General features: G+C 54.3%; 18 protein-coding genes. 2 read left to right on the plus strand and 16 right to left on the minus strand.

All coding sequences use genetic code 11. The features are described from left to right. Positions 1-41 precede the first annotated feature (41 nt). A complete protein-coding gene (locus ACRESD_RS14835; protein WP_431751601.1) occupies positions 42-2,129 on the minus strand; it encodes a TonB-dependent receptor in 2,088 nt (695 codons plus the stop codon). Between the two features lie 407 nt (positions 2,130-2,536). On the opposite strand from ACRESD_RS14835, the gene ACRESD_RS14840 reads away from it, so the two are divergent. Then, positions 2,537-3,823 carry an OprD family porin gene (locus ACRESD_RS14840; RefSeq protein WP_431751602.1) on the plus strand — a complete coding sequence of 429 codons (1,287 nt, stop codon included), beginning with the start codon at positions 2,537-2,539 and terminating at the stop codon, positions 3,821-3,823. A 136-nt stretch (positions 3,824-3,959) separates the two neighbouring features. Here the strand turns inward: ACRESD_RS14840 and ACRESD_RS14845 are convergent, their stop codons facing one another. The 9 genes from ACRESD_RS14845 to ACRESD_RS14885 all read right to left on the minus strand — a co-directional run bounded on the left by ACRESD_RS14845 (position 3,960) and on the right by ACRESD_RS14885 (position 12,011). Further along, complete coding sequence (locus ACRESD_RS14845; RefSeq protein ID WP_431751603.1) at positions 3,960-5,117, minus strand: AAA family ATPase; 1,158 nt, start codon at positions 5,115-5,117, stop codon at positions 3,960-3,962. Between the two features lie 128 nt (positions 5,118-5,245). Further along, positions 5,246-6,010, minus strand: a complete 765-nt coding sequence (locus tag ACRESD_RS14850; RefSeq protein WP_431751618.1) for a hypothetical protein — start codon at positions 6,008-6,010, stop codon at positions 5,246-5,248. A gap of 16 nt (positions 6,011-6,026) precedes the next feature. Next, entirely contained in the window at positions 6,027-6,842 is an 816-nt protein-coding gene (locus tag ACRESD_RS14855) for an acid phosphatase (RefSeq protein ID WP_431751604.1), read from the minus strand. Between the two features lie 29 nt (positions 6,843-6,871). After that, positions 6,872-7,705, minus strand: coding sequence for a MipA/OmpV family protein (locus ACRESD_RS14860; RefSeq protein ID WP_431751605.1), 834 nt, complete (start codon positions 7,703-7,705; stop codon positions 6,872-6,874). 87 nt (positions 7,706-7,792) lie between these two features. Then, the gene (locus ACRESD_RS14865) at positions 7,793-8,827 is read right to left on the minus strand and encodes a DUF1254 domain-containing protein (protein WP_431751606.1); all 1,035 of its coding nucleotides are present in this window, start codon (positions 8,825-8,827) and stop codon (positions 7,793-7,795) included. Between the two features lie 158 nt (positions 8,828-8,985). Further along, positions 8,986-9,969 carry an AraC family transcriptional regulator ligand-binding domain-containing protein gene (locus ACRESD_RS14870; RefSeq protein WP_431751607.1) on the minus strand — a complete coding sequence of 328 codons (984 nt, stop codon included), beginning with the start codon at positions 9,967-9,969 and terminating at the stop codon, positions 8,986-8,988. Positions 9,970-10,083: 114 nt separating this feature from the next. Next, complete coding sequence (locus ACRESD_RS14875) at positions 10,084-10,992, minus strand: LysR substrate-binding domain-containing protein (RefSeq protein ID WP_431751608.1); 909 nt, start codon at positions 10,990-10,992, stop codon at positions 10,084-10,086. 6 nt (positions 10,993-10,998) lie between these two features. Next, complete coding sequence (locus ACRESD_RS14880) at positions 10,999-11,163, minus strand: hypothetical protein (protein WP_431751609.1); 165 nt, start codon at positions 11,161-11,163, stop codon at positions 10,999-11,001. Between the two features lie 74 nt (positions 11,164-11,237). Further along, entirely contained in the window at positions 11,238-12,011 is a 774-nt protein-coding gene (locus ACRESD_RS14885; RefSeq protein ID WP_431751610.1) for an SDR family oxidoreductase, read from the minus strand. A 108-nt stretch (positions 12,012-12,119) separates the two neighbouring features. On the opposite strand from ACRESD_RS14885, the gene ACRESD_RS14890 reads away from it, so the two are divergent. Next, positions 12,120-12,371, plus strand: coding sequence for a hypothetical protein (locus ACRESD_RS14890; RefSeq protein WP_431751611.1), 252 nt, complete (start codon positions 12,120-12,122; stop codon positions 12,369-12,371). A gap of 268 nt (positions 12,372-12,639) precedes the next feature. On the opposite strand, the gene ACRESD_RS14895 is transcribed toward ACRESD_RS14890, so the two are convergent. The 6 genes from ACRESD_RS14895 to ACRESD_RS14920 all read right to left on the minus strand — a co-directional run. Then, the gene (locus ACRESD_RS14895) at positions 12,640-13,083 is read right to left on the minus strand and encodes an HIT family protein (RefSeq protein ID WP_431751612.1); all 444 of its coding nucleotides are present in this window, start codon (positions 13,081-13,083) and stop codon (positions 12,640-12,642) included. A 2-nt stretch (positions 13,084-13,085) separates the two neighbouring features. Beyond that, positions 13,086-13,880, minus strand: a complete 795-nt coding sequence (locus ACRESD_RS14900) for an SDR family NAD(P)-dependent oxidoreductase (protein ID WP_431751613.1) — start codon at positions 13,878-13,880, stop codon at positions 13,086-13,088. A gap of 3 nt (positions 13,881-13,883) precedes the next feature. After that, positions 13,884-14,705, minus strand: coding sequence for a sugar phosphate isomerase/epimerase family protein (locus ACRESD_RS14905; protein ID WP_431751614.1), 822 nt, complete (start codon positions 14,703-14,705; stop codon positions 13,884-13,886). A gap of 3 nt (positions 14,706-14,708) precedes the next feature. After that, positions 14,709-15,626, minus strand: coding sequence for a hypothetical protein (locus ACRESD_RS14910; protein ID WP_431751615.1), 918 nt, complete (start codon positions 15,624-15,626; stop codon positions 14,709-14,711). Between the two features lie 35 nt (positions 15,627-15,661). After that, positions 15,662-16,441, minus strand: coding sequence for a 1-deoxy-D-xylulose-5-phosphate synthase N-terminal domain-containing protein (locus ACRESD_RS14915; RefSeq protein WP_431751616.1), 780 nt, complete (start codon positions 16,439-16,441; stop codon positions 15,662-15,664). 19 nt (positions 16,442-16,460) lie between these two features. Beyond that, positions 16,461-17,259: alcohol dehydrogenase catalytic domain-containing protein (locus tag ACRESD_RS14920; RefSeq protein ID WP_431751617.1), on the minus strand; the 799-nt coding region annotated here is incomplete at its 5' end.

The following is a 17,259-nucleotide window of genomic DNA, read 5'->3' on the forward strand; positions in this document are numbered from 1 at the left end:
CTGATCCACCGCAATCGGGGGCAAGCCCCCTCTCACATTCTTTAGAAGCTGTAGGTGCCGGTCACTACCAAGCTACGCGGCTCACCCGGCTGGATCTGCGCCGCACTGGTCGCTGAGGCGTAATAGTTTTTGTCGGCGATATTGTTCAGCGCTGCCCGCACATCCCAATCCTTCTGACGGAACCCGGCCAGCGCATCCCAGCGGCCATAACCTGGCAACACTACAGTGTTGAGGTTGTCGGCATAACGGTCACCGACCAGGGTCAACCCGGTTTCCGCATACCAGCCCATTTCCGGTTTCCAGGTGATAAACAGGCTGGCATTGCGCTTGGCCACATCGCTGATGCGCTTGCCTTCAAAGCCGTTGTTGTCCTTCTCGACCTTGGCATCCTGCAGGCCGACGCCACCACGCACATACCAGTTGCCGACGATTTTGCCGGTAGCTGTCAGCTCCACGCCGCGTGAGCGCTGCAGGCCGCTGAGCAAGGTGATGGTGCGGTCCAGTGGGTCGCTGGTGCGGCGGTTGTAGAGTTCCAGCTCGTACACGGCCAGGGTGGTGCTCAGGCGGTCGTCGAGCCAGTCGCTCTTGACCCCGATTTCCTTTTGCTTGGTCAACTCGGGGCTCAAGTCGTTGACGCTGCCGGCGGCGTTCGGGGTGATGCCGATCAAACCGCCGCCCGCAGGCGAGAAGGTCTTGCTCCAGGAGGCGTAGAACGAGTGATGCTCCACCGGCGTCCACACCACACCAACACGTGGGCTGGTGTTGCGGCTATCTACGGCTTGCTGGGTGTTGAGCACTTTGCTGGTGGTGTCGACTTCGAAGTGGTCGTAACGCAGGCCGGCCAGCAGTTGCCATTGATCGTTGAGGCGCAGTTGGTCCTGCACGTAAATGGCACGGCTTTCGACCTCGGTGTGGTTGTAACTTGAAAGGCTCATCCTCCCGGTGTGGCTCAGATGGCGATTAGGTTGATTGAGGTCCAGGCTCGGTACGAGCTGACCGCCCTTATTGACGGCGGTGGCGCTGTACAGCTTCGGGTCGCGGCGCTGGCTGCCCAGTTCAAGGCCGGTGAGCAGGCGGTGCTCCAGGCCGAACGTGTCGAAACCGCCTTCCAGCTCAAGGTTATTGAACACGTTGCGGGTGGTCAGGTCCTGCTGCCAGCGCTGGCGGGTGACCTTGTTGGTCTTCGGGTCGTAACCGGTTTGGTAAGTGTTGTCGAAATCGCTGTTGAGCGTGAACACGCCCAGGGTATGGCGCAGTTGCCAGTTACCGTCGAGTTCATAGGCTAGCTTGGAGCGCAGGGATTGGGATTTGTCGTCGATGTAATCGCGGCTGTCAAAATAGGTGGTGCTGCGACTCACATCGGCCGGACGACCGTTGACCCCGGGAATACCGCGATCGGGTGTGCGGTTGTAGCGGCTGTATTCGTATTGCACCAGCCAGTTAAGGTCGGGCGTCAGCTGCCAGCTCATGGACGGTGCGAATAGCTGGCGGTTGCCACTGACGCCGTCGCGGAAGCTGTTGTTGTCTTGGTTGCCCATGTTCAGGCGCAGGCTGATGTTGTCGGTAGGGTCGCTGCTGAGGTCGGCATACAAACTGCGCAAATCGTTGCTGCCACCTTGGGCTTCGATGCTCGATTGATGGCCCGCCTGGGGCAGCTTGCTCACGCGGTTGACGATGCCGCCCTGGCCGCCGCGCCCGTACAGCACTGCCGCTGGGCCTTTGAGCACTTCGATGCGTTCGATGTTATGCAGGTCACGCACGTATTGGCTGTCGTCGCGAATGCCGTCCAGGTAGAAGTCATTGCTCGCGTCGAAACCACGGATGCGCAGGCTGTCAAAACGTGTGTCGGCGCCGCTGCTGACGTTGGGGATCCCACTCAACGCCTGGCCCAAATCGTTGGTGCCGTAGGCGCGCAGGCTTTCGGTCTTCACTGAATCAATGGCCTGGGGCACGTAGCGCACAGAAGTCGCGGTGCGTGTGGCGGTGCTGGTGTCCTTGACGCGTGGGTCGTCTTCGTCGGTTTCGGCGCTGATCGAGGTTTCAGGCAAGACCGTGGCGGCGCAGGCAAAACCGGCAGACAGCAAAACAGAGAGCCCAAGGGTGAGGGGCGTCAGGCGTGGGGCAGGCATGGGGAATGTATCCAAAAGGTCTGGGAATAAAATGCGCGCGAATGGTAATGCTTTGCATTTGCGTGCGTTATCTATTGCCAAACGTTATGGGTATAAAAAGTGTTACTCGATGTGTTTCTGGAGGGCTTCCGGGGCGTTTTCAAACTTTCATGAGCGCGCTGTAGGGCGCTCCTTAGAATTATTTCGCCTAAATACAGACGATTCGCGAAATTGACACATAGTTCAAGGCGCGCATAGGATTGCGCCCAACGCCTGTGGCTAACCGCCATGACTCATCCAATAAAAAAGGCCCGCGGCAGTTCAGTCGTCCGCGGGCCTTTTTTTTCCGGTGAAAGTCGACACCAGAAAAGCGACACGGAGCCTGGTGTCACAGCGCGTACTCAACCAGTAATAAGGAATATAAGAATATGTTGAAGCAACGGATGAGTTTGATCGCTCTGGGGATTTTGAGCGCATCGACAGCCATGGCAAACGACCAGGAGCAATCCAAAGGTTTCGTGGACGATAGCCACCTGAACATCGCAGCACGTAACGCGTACATCAGCCGCGACTACAAAAACGGCAAGCAAGACAAAGCTGAATGGGGCCAAGGTTTCATCGGTAAGTTCGAGTCTGGTTTCACCCAAGGCACCGTCGGTGTCGGTGTGGACGTGATCGGCCAGTACGCTATCCGTCTGGACGGTGGTAAAGGCCGTAGCGGCGCTGGCGGTATCGACTTCTTCAAGCAAGGCGACAGCGGCGAAGCCGCCAGCGACCTGGCCAAAGGCGGCGCAGCCGTCAAGGCGCGCATCTCCAACACCGTGATCAAATACGGTCAGCAAATGCCAGCCGTACCGGTCCTGCAGTACGACAACTCGCGTTTGCTGTCGGAAACCTACGAGGGCACCTCGATCGTTTCCAAAGAGATCGCCGGCCTGCAATTGGACGCTGGTCACTTCACCAAGGAAGCGCGCAAGAGTGCCGAGGGTAGCGACAGCGGCCGTCTGAAAAGCATCGACTACATCGGTGGTAGCTACAAATTCACCGAAAGCCTGTCGGCCGCACTGTATGCCTCCAACATGCAGGACGTGCTGAAGAAGCAATACGTCAACGTCAACTACGTGCTGGCCCTGCCAGAGAAGCAGTCTCTGACGTTTGACTTCAACGGCTACAAAACCAAGCTGGACCGCAGCTTCGCCCTGGAAAACCAAGGTGATGCGGATGCTCGCGACAACAAGATCTGGAGCCTGGGCGCCACTTGGGCTGTCGGCCCGCACAGCTTCACCCTCGCTCACCAGCGCAGCACCGGCGACACCGGCTACCTGTACGGCGGCTACCGCAACGCTGGCGGCATCGGCGATGGCGGTAACACCATCCTGCTGGCCAACTCCTACTGGTCCGACTTCAACGGTAAAGACGAGCGCTCCTGGCAAGCCGGTTACGGCCTGGACTTCAGCGCCTTCGGCGTACCGGGCCTGACCTACAACATCGCCTACGTGCGCGGCACCAACATTGACGACGGTTCCAACCGTGGTCGTGGCACTGAGCGTGAGATCTTCAACCAGTTCAAATACGTCGTTCAGAGCGGCCCAGCCAAAGACCTGAGCCTGCGTGCGCGTGCGTCCTGGTTGCGCGTCTCCAACAACGCCAGCAACTACAACGTAGGCGGTAACGAAATCCGTCTGTTCGCCGACTACCCGATCAACGTTTTCTGATTGATCGCATGTCGCGCCTGATGCCAGGCGATAAAAACCCCGACTGGTTCGGGGTTTTTTTATGCCTGCTGATTTCGCTTCGGCTTTGTAGACATTGCTTGCTGGCATCCAGCTCGGTCTTGTTCCTGGATCCTCTCTAGCTCTCTACAATCAACGCCCGCTCCTCCAACCAAATCTCCTGCACAAACTGATCCGTAATCGCATAAATTCCATGCCCGCGCCGCATGATGATGTTCTCCGCCACCAATGCAATCACCACCGGTTGAATCTCCTCAATCCGAACTTCCCGACCCACCGTCTTTGAGTATTCCACTGCAGCATCGGTCGAGAAAATCCCACGAGCATCACCCTTGGTAGCCGCAATTTTGTTGAAAATCGCCTGAGCCAGACTGCCCAGTTGTTCTACTTTCTCTAGCTCAATACTCGCCGCTGCCGAGCGCAAGGTGCTGGCGATCACAGGTAAGAAAAGGTCGGGCTCACCGTCCTGTTGCAGGAGTTGGCGGAGTGCCTTGAGCATTTCCTCGGGACGATTCCCCAAAGTGTTGAAAGCTTCAATGGCGGCCTCGAGGGACGGCAGCTTTTCCTTTTTCACCGTCATTGCCAGTCGGTTGAGCAGGAACTCAACATAATCACCTTTTAGCAGCGGGTAGGCTGCTGAGGTGGCACCAGAAAACGCTTGATTGCGTTTGGCGGTCAGTTCGCTGACTTGCGCCCTGTGGGAGCCGGTTCCGATAAATAAGAAGTAACCCGGTGTATTTGGGCGCGGATTGATCGCATCGCGAGCAGCCTTGAGTGCCAGGAGCAACTGATTGCCATCGTCGGACGAAATGGCGTGTTGCACTTCGTCGATGATCAATACCAAGTCGGTCTTCGCTTGGTCGACTACCTCTGTCAGTGCCTGTGCCAATGTCGGACCGTCGGCGTTGCCGATACTGTCGAGCTTGAAGCCAAATTTGAACCCGGCGGCCCCTGCATCAACATTGCTGACGCGTTTAAGCATTTCCAGGACCGAGGAGCCTGGCGTTTGCAGTTCTTGCAGTGTTTTATGGATCGCGTTGTGTATGAGCGTCGCAGGGTTGGCCAGCGTGTCGCTCCAGAGGTCGACGTAGATGACCAGAGCACCGGCTGCTTCCAAGGCAGGGATCAGATCATTTCTCAGAAAGGTCGTTTTGCCTGTACGGCGCAGGCCAGACAGGAACAGACCTGAGCGCAGACCTTCATCGAGCACGCCTGGATTGAGAAGCTGGTTTGCCATTGACTCGGCCAACTCAGGGCGCTGAAAGATGCTGCTCATGCGATTACCTCTTTTTATGGATACGCCATAATTATTTGCATCCCATAATTTAGCATAAAGGTTGAAAGGTGAACCTTTGGTACAAAAAACACCTTTCTGAATGTGTAGACGCTTGATCACACCCTCCCTCAAAACCGCCCGCTAACCCCCAACATCGGCCCCTTCTGAACGATGTCATACACAAACCCATCATGCCGATAGTTCACTCCCATCGCCCGGTACCCGGCCACCGCTGAAAACCCCGGCATGAATTCCCAGCCCGCCAACGCTGCCAAGTCCCAGTCTTCCCGTGACTGCCCCGCGCCCGCCATGCCCCAGGATGACAGCCAGAACCGCTCATTCACGGCATAGTGCCCACGCAGCCCCGCCATGGCGTCGGCCCAAGTTGCCTGGTCGGAACCGGACAGGCCGTCGGCAGGTCCGCCATGCAGGCTGATGGCGGTGCTGCTGTACCAGACGCGCACGCCACCGGTGACGTCCAGGCGGTGATTGTCATCGCCCAATACGGTGTAACCGCCGCCCAGGAAGCCCGAAGCGGTCTTGCTTTCTACTTCAAGTTTGGACGCCGGCAGGCGGTTGTGGGTGTCGGTGTCGATGTACATCAGATCGGCGAGCACGCTGTAGGGGCCACGGCGCGCTTCGCCCATCAGCATCACCGACATATCGACGCTGCGGGCGATATCGGAGAAGTCGGACTTTATGAACTGGGTCCCGGTGCTGCGGTGGCCCACGTGACCACGGATTCCGGCGGCCCACAGGTACGGCCCGCCGTTGAACGTCCAGCCATCGCTATCTGCTGCCACGACCACGGTCGGCATCGCGAAGGCACCGACCAGCAGTGCCAGATGGATACATTTGCGCGGCAAAGGCGGGCACAGGTTGTGACGGTGCATCATGGTGTTTCTCCGGTCAGTGCTGGGTCAGCGAGAGCGCTACGTTCTCTGCAGCACAGTCCTCTGTAGGCTTCAGGCCAGCCTTTTGGGCCGCCTTGATTTCGTCTTTGGCGGCCGCCAGGTCTGCCAGGAATGCCGGATTGCCATGCAGGCTTGCCACCGTGGCGGCGCCCATGATGCGGCCTGCATCTACGTCGCTTTGCCAGTGTGCGTTGCAGATGACGCGGCTCTGGCCGTAAGACAGGCCACGGGTCATCAGTTCGGTGGCGCGTGCCGGGTTGATTTCCGCGAGTATCAGGCCCCAGGCCCACCCCGCTGCGGAGTGGCCCGAGGGCCAGGAACCATCTGTACGCAGGATCGGCTCCATGTCTTTGCGACAGGTGCCTTCGTTATGCGTTACGAATGGGCGCGTGCGGTTGTAGGCGTTCTTCCCGGCGTAGGTTGAGCCACCCGCGTCGGTCAACGTACGTTGCATCAAGGTGTACAGATGCGGCGTCGTTTTCTCGCTGATCGGCGTACCCATCGCGCAGGCGAATGTGTTCGCCGGGCCGGGGAATGACAGCTCCGCATCCGTTGCCGCGAGTTTCTCGCGGGTTGTACCGCGCAGTGCCAATGCCGCGCGCCGGGCTTCCTCGTCCCGTGCGAGCGCCGCAGAGTCGGCCTTGGGGGGCGCCCCGAGCAGCGCCAGGCGCACGGGCAAATCCGCTGGGGCAAGGTAGCCGGGGGCGAGTTTGAAGTGAGGGTCTGTAACCTGGGTGGCGGTGCCGTCGGCAAGCACCAGCCCCGACCAGAGCAGGCAAGCCAACCCCAGCGGTTTATGCAGTGTGTTCATCGGTTGTTCCCTTTGCGATGGCCGGCTGATCAAAACTGGTACAGGGCATTCAGGTAGGCGGCTGCGCCCACTTTCTCGTCCGTCAGCGGGCTGTTGCGGGCGTCGGAGACCAGGGCATAGGTCTTGATGCCGCCTTCCAGCGCCAACTGGGGTTGCCACTGCCAAGTGAGGCCCAGTTTGAAGGTCACGTCGCGCATCCCGCCGCCTGGGTGGTACTCATCGAATTTGGTGCGCGCCGCTTGCTGGGCGGTGACGCCGAAGCGCGCCATCATGTCGTTCTCATTGCTCCAGGTGCCGTACAGCGTCGAATCCAGGGTCAATGTCGATGACAGCGGGTACGCCGTGGCAACGCCCGCTTCAAGATAGGCCGTGCGCCCCAGGCTTTCGCCGCCGTAATTTCGGCTCTGGCTGGCCTGCATGCCGCGAACGAACAGGCGCCCGGCCGGCAGAACCCAATACGCTTCGGCCCCTACCAAGGCCGTGCTGTCCAGGTTGCCCATGCCCCTCAAGTAGTCATCCCGACCGTCCAGGGTGTGGATTCTTTCTTTGCGCCCCTGGTCGTACCCGATCAGCAGAGCTACCCCGAACGGTACCAGCCCCGGCAAGTCCCAACGCAGGCCGTCCGGAAAAGCCGCTGTAAACGTGCCCCATTCCTCGGTCGGCATGACCGCTTTCAACTTCACTGACGGGAACGCGGCATAGCGTGAAGAGCCTTCGTATAACGGGCCAATCGCAACGCCGCCGCCTACTGTGACTGACGGGGAATCGGCCTGTGCCGGTAATGCGGTCGCCAAGGCGAGGGTCGCACTGGTCATAAGTGCCAGGGGATATTTCAACAAGTTTGAATCACCGATGGTGGTCATGGCTGCTTTCCTTAGGTGTAAAACTCAGGTGCCCAAAGAAGTCCCTTAATGAACTTATTGGCGCTTCTGTTTAGTGGATGCGCTTGATCAGAGGGCGACAGGCTGCGGCTGTGGAAAACGCCATTGACCCTTCAGTATTTCGACGCTCGGCTGGTAAAGCCTGACGGTGTAGTTCCAGCCGGGCGTGGTAGGCAGGCAATTGGCGATCTTGCCGTCGCAGCCCCCGAACTGAATGGCAATCGTGCCGTCTGCACTTTTCTGGGCGGTGAGGTTATTGAGCGAGTAGGCGTCATAGGGATTCTTCTGGAAGTAACCGTCGGCGTTGTAAACGCTCACAGACCAGAAACTGTTGACCGGAACTTCTCCAACCTTGAGTCGGTAAACGGTTTTCCCATCGTTCTGGGGCATCACTGCGCCAAGATAGATGGCGTCCCGGCTCGGGTTTCCGCCCCAGCCTGTCGCCGTACCGATCAGGTGATGGATCGGGTTGACCATACCCTTGGGACCAAACGACTGGTTGTAGTCGGGCATTGTCGAACCGAGAACCGCCAGGGCATCACGCATCTTTTTCTGACTGACCTGATCCCACTTCGGTACGACGAACTCGCCTGGCCGAGCCTGGCTGACAGCGATTGCGTCCTGCAGCCGATGTACCCGCTCAAGGTCTTTGGGGTCTGTGGGGTCGAGGAACAGACGCACAGCGACAAACACATAGCGGGTGCCAACGGTCTCTTTCGTCAGCGTGTGGCGGCCGGCAGCGTAGACAACGGCAGGTACGTAGTGATCTTCATTGACCACTTGCATCGACATGAAGCGCTTACCGGCTTCAGGCAACGTGATCGTCACGGGGCCCGCATCCAGGTCGAATACGGCTGACGAGTACAGCGTGTCCCGATTCATCCGCACCACAGTCTGTGCGTCGATGGGAACCGGTTCCCGGGTATGAACAAATCGCCCCAGGCTGCCACTCTCCACCATCTTTCCCATGTAGAGATCGGACTCCGCACGGACAAAGTTATCGACTCCCACGTGCAGGGTCGTATCGGCAGCCGACTGGGCGTTCACACTCCCAACCATCGCCACTGTCAGCGCGAGCATGCAGGCCCTGGATGACTGGAACATTTAAACCTCGTGATCTTATAAGTGGGTATTCGCGTTTACGACTTTAAAAGAACCCCCTTTTGGAAACTTGCCATCTGATGCCAAAAGCAAAGCGGACGCGCACGCGAAGACCGCCGCTTAAAGCGGTCTCAAGGGCTGATCAGGGTCGAGTTGAGGGGTTAGCTGTCTTGTTTCAAGACGGCGCGGTAGCGCGAGGGTGGGCTACCGGTCCAGCGCTTGAAGGCGCGGGTAAAGTGCGCCGGATCGCTGTAGCCGATCATGTAAGCGATTTCGGTCGCACTGTATTTACCGCACGCCAGTAACTGAAACGCTTCGCTGCGACGCGTCTCGTCACGTAGTGCATCGAAGTCGATTCCGCAGTGTTCCAGGCGACGCTGCAAGGTGCGCGGTGACAGCCCGATCTTTTTTGAAATAGTGGCGAGTTTGGAGTGCTCTTGATCCGACAACTGCTTGGCCAGTACGCCTGCTGTTTCCACGGTCGACTTTAACGCTTGGGTGGTTTTCCAGGCGACATCCCGGGGGTAGTGCAGGGGCGTCTCAAGCAACTCCCGGTCGAACTCGATCATGTTGTAGGGCGCGTTCATCTCAAGGTTCGGGCCCAAGTACTCTTCAAGCGCTTCGTCGCCTCGTTCCCTCGGGTTCTTCAGATGGATACGGATGGCGCCTGGCTCGCCGGACATCAGCGGCACTTTCCTCAGCAGCGCCAGTGTGCCGAGCACGACTTGCTTGGGGTCGGCCTCGTGCGGGCCGGTAAACTGATGGATGAGCTTGGTCGTACGCCCTTCGGTGACAATCGTGACTTCGCCGCCCTGGTGCAGTAACTCAGTATGGATCGACGCCACCGCACATGCCTGGGCGAGGTTGGTCGAACCCAAAATCAACTCGCCCCAGGCGCCCAGTGAGCGCACATCGATCAATTGCCCCACACACGCGCCGGCGAATGGGTCCTGTGCGATAGCGGCCATTTCATTGGCTATCTGAAAGCAAGCCGCTCGCGGCACCCAGGCATCAGGGTATTGAAAAACGTGGGGAGAAATACCAAAGCGCCGAAAAAACTCCAACGGCGACACCCCACGCATGCTCAAGTAGGGGGCAATTTGTTGAAGTGTGCTGAGTTTGATGGAAGGTGCAGCGTTCGTCATGGGGTCGTCTCGGCCAGGTTCCTTTGGCTCGTTGTATCGCTCAACGCAGGCTAGCAGATCATAAAGGTTTGAACGATCTGTGGGCGTTTACATTCTCAAACCCCAGAAACGGCGTTACCTACTCTGCAGATACGGCGTCATCAAGTCGGCAAACCACTCGATAAACGCACCGAGGCGCCGAGAGCGTTGGCGACGATCCGGATACAGCACAGACACGGTCATCGACGGCGGCCGGTAAGCTGCCAGCACTTCCACCAGTTCGCCGCTCTCGAGTAAATGCTGCACATCGAACAACGGCACCTGAATCAAGCCGAGCCCTGTGCAGCACGCGGCGATATAGCTTTCCGCATTATTGACCACCAGGCGACTGGGCACTGGCAACGACTGCCGGACACCGTCGAGACAATATTCCCACTGAGCCTCCTGCCCGTCCGATCCTGCCGCATAGCCGACGCATACGTGCCGCTCCTGCAACTCGGCAAGCTCAGTGGGCACGCCAAACTCGGCCAGGTAGGCGGGGCTGGCGCAGTTGATCAGCAACACCTGCCCCAACGGTTTCACGACTAGGCTGCTGCTCTGCGGCGTGCCGAAACGAATCACACAATCGACGCCCTCCTGCACCAGGTCTATCGTCCGGTCGGTGGACCCCAGGCCCAGTCGCAGGCGCGGGTAACGCTGGAAAAATTCGGGCAGCGCGGGAATGAGCAGGCGTCGGGCGATACGGCTGGGCACATCGACTTCCAGGCGGCCCATCACCTGCTCTTGATGGGTGTGGAACAGTTGGTCGATCTCATCGATCTCGACCAACACCTGGCGCGCGCGCTGCAGTAACTGGCTGCCGTCGGTGGTCAACGACACCTTGCGCGTGGTGCGGTGCAACAAACGCGTTCCGGCATTGGCTTCCAATTGTTGAATGGCCGCCGATACCGTGGCGCGCGGCAGTTTCAGCAGGCGTGCGGCCTGGATGAAACTGCCGAGCTCAGCCACCTGAACGAAAACGCGGTACTGCTCGATGCGGTCCATGGGCGGTCAGTACTCGACGACGGCGTTAGCCTGTTTCGCTCGAAACCGGCGAACCACCCGCCATTCCACGAAACTGACGATCAACACCACCACGCTGATCAACGTGCCCCGCGCATGGTGGCCATCACGCTGGCGAAGTAACGGGTGATGTACAGACTGATCGGCACTCATAGCAACCCCATGGCCTGGTTTGTCGGGAAAAGTGTCAATGCGACATGACGGGGTTGCAATCGTTTTTTCGCCCGTTACTTGGTGGTGTAACCGCCGTTGATCAAAATCGTCTGGCCCGTTACCCACCAGCCATCACTCACCAGGTTGCGAATGAACGGCACCACATCCTCGATATCAGTCAAGCCCGTGCGCGAAAACGGCGAAAGCGCTGCGGCGGTCTTATGATAGTTCACCGCATCCGGACCTTCGGCCGGATAAAAAAACGGCGTATCCATCGGGCCAGGGCCCACTGCCGTCACTGAAATACCACGCGCGCCAAGTTCTTTCGCCGCCGCTCGGGTGAACTGCTCCACCGGCGCTTTACTGCCGGCATACGCCGCATAGAACGGCGTGAACGCGCCGAGCAGCGAGGTGACGATAGTGCAGATCTTGCCGTTGTCGTTGAGGTGCTTGCCGGCTTCCTTGAGAAAGAAAAACGCAGTTTTGGAGTTAACCGCCATCATCTCGTCGTACTCAGCTTCGGTGATCTCGGCCATAGGCTTTTTCAACACCTTGCCCACGGTGTTGATCGCAATATCCGGACGCCCGACGGCGGCCACCGCATCGTTGAACAGCTTCTCCACGGCCCCGGCAGTGGTCAGATCTGCCTGCAACGCCACCGCCTTGACCCCCAACGCCTCAAGAGCCGCCACGGTAGCGTTGGCATCGCCCTGGCTGGAGGCGCTGTTGTAATGCACCACCACCGCCTTGGCACCATGCTGGGCGAGATCACGAGCGAGCAAGCCGCCGAGATTCTTCACACCGCCGGCGATCAGTACAACCTTGCCGTTGATTGAATGTTTGGACATGACAACGCTCCTTGGGCTGGGAAAGGTACGGCCCAGTCTAGAGAGGCTGAGGGGAAAGATAAGCATGTTGAGGTTGGATGCATTGTTCAGGGTTTTTGGCTAATCGGCGTGGAATTGCTTTCCCTGTCTAATGGCGAGAGCTACAACGGCGTTTATCAGGCTAATTTGTTTCGTCTAGGCGTTCTGGCCGCGAGAGAGGCTGCGCAGATAGTGCGTTTTTATCAATTGGCGGATAGCGTTCGTGCGGATGTCTTGCATGTGGATTGGGCCGAGACAGTGGGAATTCTTGAGGTGGCTGTTGAGATTGGAGGGCGGTTAACCCCGCTTCTTGAATCGGTCTGGCAGCGGCTGAAAAACTGAAGGGAGGAGTGGGGCGTTTTAACGGAAGCTGTACGTCAGAGTCTTTGCGTTTTCCTCATCCTAGAAACCACAAAGCTCTGCATTGTGGGGCTTTGGGATATGGCGGCACCAGGAGTCGAATAGAAAAATAACTGTCTGTTTTGCAAAAAATTATGGCTGTTTCAAAAAAAATATACCTCTACGATTATCCTAATACAGCCCGTATTTTATGAGGTAGCAGGGCTCATATTGCTCCAATAATTCCCCGGTTTAGGGTGATTGCATATGATTACAAAGGCCGTGAAAAGTAAGCGGCAAGGGTTTCCGTGAGTATTGACTGAGCATCCAAAATCTCTTGGCTAGGCTCGTTCACTGAACGGCTAAACCGCTTCCGAGCCCAGCTGAAAAAAGAAGGACCATCAATAGCAGGTTCATTGTGTTCCACCAAATATAATTTGGTCACAGACGCGTATCTTGGAAAAACATGAAAATGCAGTTCAGGATTTAGCTCAGAAATACGCATTATGTATATCTTTTCAGGAGAGAAAGCACTTTGTAAGGCCCGTTCCGCAAACGCTAAACCATTCATCAATTCTGTGCCTTCAGCCGAGCTGAGCTCCCCGAGCTTAGATACGGTCCGTTTAAACGAAATTATCATATAGCCAGGAATTTCACAGTCTCGACAGTGAGAGATTTCGATGTGTTTCCCCGAGTAAATTTTTTGCGCTGACATGACTACCCTCCCATGAACCATCCATGATTAACGTGCAAGGTCTGCCCGGTCAAGCTCATGCCGGAGGTAAGCAAAAAATTGAGAGTGTTCACAATTTCTTCAGGGGTGCCAAGCTGATGACTGGGTATTTGCTCCTTCAGGTTTTTGATGAAGCTTTCGTCGAATTTGCCCATCCCACCAGAAACCGCACCGGGAGCAATAGCGTAGACCGGGACATTCGATTCGCTGAATTCTCGCGCCAATGACTTTGTCAAATTTATCACGCCAGCTTTTGATGCACTGTAGTGTGCTGCTGATACGCTATAGGGAAATATTTGGTTAGTATCAACGCCAGAGCCAGTGACCCCCATCATGGAGGCAATATTTACAATTTTCCCTTTATCGCGTTTGAGCACATCGAAGAAATATTTACACATCAAAAAAACACTTTTTAAATTAGTTTCCATTACGAGGTCCCACTCGTCATCATCGATACTCAGGGCCGGTATTCGCTTGCCACTGGGTAGCTTTGGAGAAATACCCGCGTTATTGATCAGTACGTCAATACTCTTAAATCTATTTTGGACCACCCGTGACGCTTGTATCACTTCTTGCGGTGAAGTGATGTTAACGGTTAGTGCAAGGACTTGACTTTCAGGGTATTCTCTTTGGATCTTCGATTGAAGAGCATCCAGGTTATTTTTGTGAATGTCAATGATTACTATGTTATAACCCAGACCTGCCAAATGGGAGGATATGCATGTGCCAATTGTACCTCCCGCACCTGTTACCACTGCGGTAAAGTGTTCTGTATGCATGACTTATGCTCCTATCTGGTGCAATGTTGAAGTATAAGAATTAAGCACGGATTCAATGTGGTACTGTGATGTTGAGTCCTTGTTCAATACCTCCAGACTGACTGGAGCGTTTACACCCATTTCCCGAAGAGTTTTAAAAAACTGGTTAAGAGGAAAGTCGCCCAGTCCAGGTGCTACTCGATAGCCGCGGGTTATTTCGATCAATGATAGCTTCGAAAAAAGATCTGTATCTCTAAGTAGGTCATTGCCATGGATTAGAAAGATTTTTTCCGGTGGTATCCTCTTAAGCGCGTCCAAGCCCGGGTCCCCCATAAAGAAATGATAGGTATCTAAAAGGATGCCTACATTATCTCGGTCAACAACGGCAATTAACTCCTGTAACTTTGTGATTGAGGGAATCTCCGTCCAAGGTAGGAATTCGATTGCTAGGGAAAGCCCCTCCTGCTCTAGCTTTTCTGCTAACTTACTGATGTTCTTTCGGTAAAGAGACGGTTGAAGATCTTCTCCAAACGTCGCAGCCGTGAGAAAGGGCGCCCCGAATAGCTTCGCATAATAAATACCTCTCGAAATTTCATGTTGCAATTTAGGATTCTCATAGTCATGAGTAAAAAGACATTTCAAGAAGTTAATCTCAATTACGTCGACATGTTTTGTCTGCAATAGAGATTTTAGCTCCTGAGGGTCTGCATTTGCCTGATGAAACCAAATATCAAGCTTTTCGAACCAAAAACCAATTCCAGAAAATTGCGAATTGGAGATCAGGTCTATTTTTTCCAACGGCGACATATCAAATCCGAAACTACCTTCGTTAATATAAATTTTCATTGGTTAAACCTCCAATATCTCAAAACATTTATTTATAATGCCAGGTGTATTAAGTGTGTGAAATTCTAAAGCCCGGTTATAGGTTTGATTTCGGACAATCGGATCACCAACCCCCAAGCAATGTATTCGGCTGCCGGACTGTCTCGCGGCTGACAGAAAACCTATATAGGCCCCTACTCCGCAGAAAGCCAAGTGCTCTTCTACGATCAGCAGGTGTTGGTAACTGCCCAAATACGCTTGAGTTTGTGACTGCAGGCGCTTAACGTCCAAGTTGCACAATGGATATACTGGGATATTAAGTTTTAGAGTCGAATTAATATTTTTTGAGGCTAATAAACTTCGTTTCACCGACTGGCCTGTCGCGAGTATCGCTAGCGCCTTGGAGTCGTTGAGTGTGGAATAGTCAAAGGCCATATAGTTTTCGAGATAATCGCTATCGGGGAGCGGATTCTCAATTCTTAAATATGACGGCCCCATATACTTAAGCGCATCTTCAAGGCAGCGCTCCGCACTGGGAATACTGTAAGGCGAATATATGTTTAGGTTCGGTAGTGATCGGGTGACGTTAATGTCGTCTATTTGTAAGTGTGTATATCCTTGGTCGGAGTAATAGAGGCCACACCAAAGACCAACAAATATAACCTTGAGCTTGTTTTCGCAAATTATTGAGCGAAACTGTTCATACGCTCGGTACAATAAGAAGGTAGAAATTCCAAACACAAATACCGTTGCGCCTTCTCGGGCAAGTCCAGAAGCGACATCGAAGGCATTTTGTTCAGCCACTCCTACGTCGATAAAACGATGCCCAAGTCGGCTCTTGAAAACGTGAAGATTTGAAGAGATAGCCGAGTCTACTGCCACAACGTAAATATCCGCGATTTCGGCGTTTAAAATAATATAGTTATTGATGATATCTCTCAAATCCCTCATCCGTGCGCCTCCTAAATTTATAATGTTCAGTGAAAATCCAATTCTTGTTTTACAAAATCCAATTCCAATTTGGTCGGAACTCTATAGTGCCAGCTGAGATCTTTTGCGCAAAAGCTGATGCCGTGCCCTTTAATCGTATGAGCGATCAGCACAGAAGGACCTTCAGTATTTTTTTGCTTGATGGAAGTTATAGTATCAATGATCTCTTTTGTATTATGTCCATCCACACTAAATACGTTGCATCCAAATGAAGTTAGCTTGTCAATCAAAGGCTCGATATTCATTACCGAGGCTGTAGTACCGTCAATTTGTACCTTATTGTAGTTAATAATTATGATGAGATTGCTGATCGAGAAATGGGCGGCAGCCATGATGCCCTCCCAATTACTTCCTTCATCAAGTTCGCCGTCACCGACAACTACATATAGCGTATCCCTTCCGGCGGCGTTAAATTTTTTGTGCAGCCCCATTCCAACAGCTATTGAAATTCCATGGCCGAGAGAGCCAGAAGTCATGTCTGAAAATGGTAAGTCTGTATTAGGGAACATTGTGAGATTCGAGCCTTCCTTTAAAAAATCAGTAAGTTTTAAACCTGGTGTTTTTAATTTGTGTTGCACGCAATATAGAGCTAATGCACCTTGGCAGGAGCTTAGTAAAAATCTATCATGTGGTGGTTTGTAGTGAGTGGAAAAGATGGACCATAAAATTTCCACCATTGATAGCGAAGAGGCAATATGTCCACCTCCTGCTTCGTGGCATAGTTTGAAAATATGATAACGGATATCTTTTTCAATTCGGCCAAGCATATGAAATCTCTCCGCTTTTTCAATTGAAGTTGAATGCTGATTTAACGCCTCTCTTATCCCGGGCAAAATTGAATGCTTGTTGATATTCTTTCGGGCTAAATAAGTTTGTCATCAGTCCAGCGAGCTTATGACCACTAGTTTCTAGGTAGTTACATGCCGCTACCATATGATTGTGGTGAATGCCTTTGCTCGTCGATATTCGGCACCCGCTTTTAACGATATCAGAGGCGCTGATACCCTTCTCTGTCGAAAGATTCAGGATTCTGAGATGTCCACCTGGTTTACAGAGATTTAGTGCGAATGCTAAGCCAGAACTGGTGTCGCTAGAGTCAATCACGAGATCGTAATGGTGCAGTCCTGCCGGATTGGTGTCCGGTATGAAGGTGTTTCTCGCGCCGAGGCTGAGTGCTTTTTCGAGACGTTGATCATCGCTGTTCAGGCCAAACACATCTACCGAGTGGCCGTTTTCCGCCAACAGAAGTGTATGCAGAAGCCCTAGGATGCCTGGACCTATGACAGCGACCGTCAATATCTCAGCTCGAAGCCCTTCAAAGATGTTAGCCATGGAATTCAGCGCAATAGAAAGCGGCTCAGTGAGAACACTGATTTCGGGAGGGATGTCTTTCGATATTTTGTGAGCCATTGACTCGTCAACGGTCAAGTACTCAGAAAATGTACCGTTGGCATTTATACCGATATGCCGCCAGTTACTACAGTAATTGGTGAGGTTTTGTATACATGAATCACATTTGTAGCAGGGAAAAACTGTCTCAAACACCACATGATCTCCATTCTTGAAGAGACTATCTGGAGCAGCT

Origin of the sequence: Pseudomonas sp., assembly GCF_050739995.1 — a bacterium.
Classification (GTDB): domain Bacteria; phylum Pseudomonadota; class Gammaproteobacteria; order Pseudomonadales; family Pseudomonadaceae; genus Aquipseudomonas.

Coding starts and splice junctions, on each gene's coding strand:
- ACRESD_RS14870 (WP_431751607.1), bottom strand. CDS start 9,969: ATGACGAACGCTGCACCTTCCATCAAACTCAGCACACTTCAACAAATT.
- ACRESD_RS14850 (WP_431751618.1), bottom strand. CDS start 6,010: ATGCACCGTCACAACCTGTGCCCGCCTTTGCCGCGCAAATGTATCCAT.
- ACRESD_RS14900 (WP_431751613.1), bottom strand. CDS start 13,880: ATGCATACAGAACACTTTACCGCAGTGGTAACAGGTGCGGGAGGTACA.
- ACRESD_RS14855 (WP_431751604.1), bottom strand. CDS start 6,842: ATGAACACACTGCATAAACCGCTGGGGTTGGCTTGCCTGCTCTGGTCG.
- ACRESD_RS14885 (WP_431751610.1), bottom strand. CDS start 12,011: ATGTCCAAACATTCAATCAACGGCAAGGTTGTACTGATCGCCGGCGGT.
- ACRESD_RS14845 (WP_431751603.1), bottom strand. CDS start 5,117: ATGAGCAGCATCTTTCAGCGCCCTGAGTTGGCCGAGTCAATGGCAAAC.
- ACRESD_RS14835 (WP_431751601.1), bottom strand. CDS start 2,129: ATGCCTGCCCCACGCCTGACGCCCCTCACCCTTGGGCTCTCTGTTTTG.
- ACRESD_RS14865 (WP_431751606.1), bottom strand. CDS start 8,827: ATGTTCCAGTCATCCAGGGCCTGCATGCTCGCGCTGACAGTGGCGATG.
- ACRESD_RS14840 (WP_431751602.1), top strand. CDS start 2,537: ATGTTGAAGCAACGGATGAGTTTGATCGCTCTGGGGATTTTGAGCGCA.
- ACRESD_RS14915 (WP_431751616.1), bottom strand. CDS start 16,441: ATGCTTGGCCGAATTGAAAAAGATATCCGTTATCATATTTTCAAACTA.
- ACRESD_RS14895 (WP_431751612.1), bottom strand. CDS start 13,083: ATGTCAGCGCAAAAAATTTACTCGGGGAAACACATCGAAATCTCTCAC.
- ACRESD_RS14880 (WP_431751609.1), bottom strand. CDS start 11,163: ATGAGTGCCGATCAGTCTGTACATCACCCGTTACTTCGCCAGCGTGAT.
- ACRESD_RS14905 (WP_431751614.1), bottom strand. CDS start 14,705: ATGAAAATTTATATTAACGAAGGTAGTTTCGGATTTGATATGTCGCCG.
- ACRESD_RS14860 (WP_431751605.1), bottom strand. CDS start 7,705: ATGACCACCATCGGTGATTCAAACTTGTTGAAATATCCCCTGGCACTT.
- ACRESD_RS14875 (WP_431751608.1), bottom strand. CDS start 10,992: ATGGACCGCATCGAGCAGTACCGCGTTTTCGTTCAGGTGGCTGAGCTC.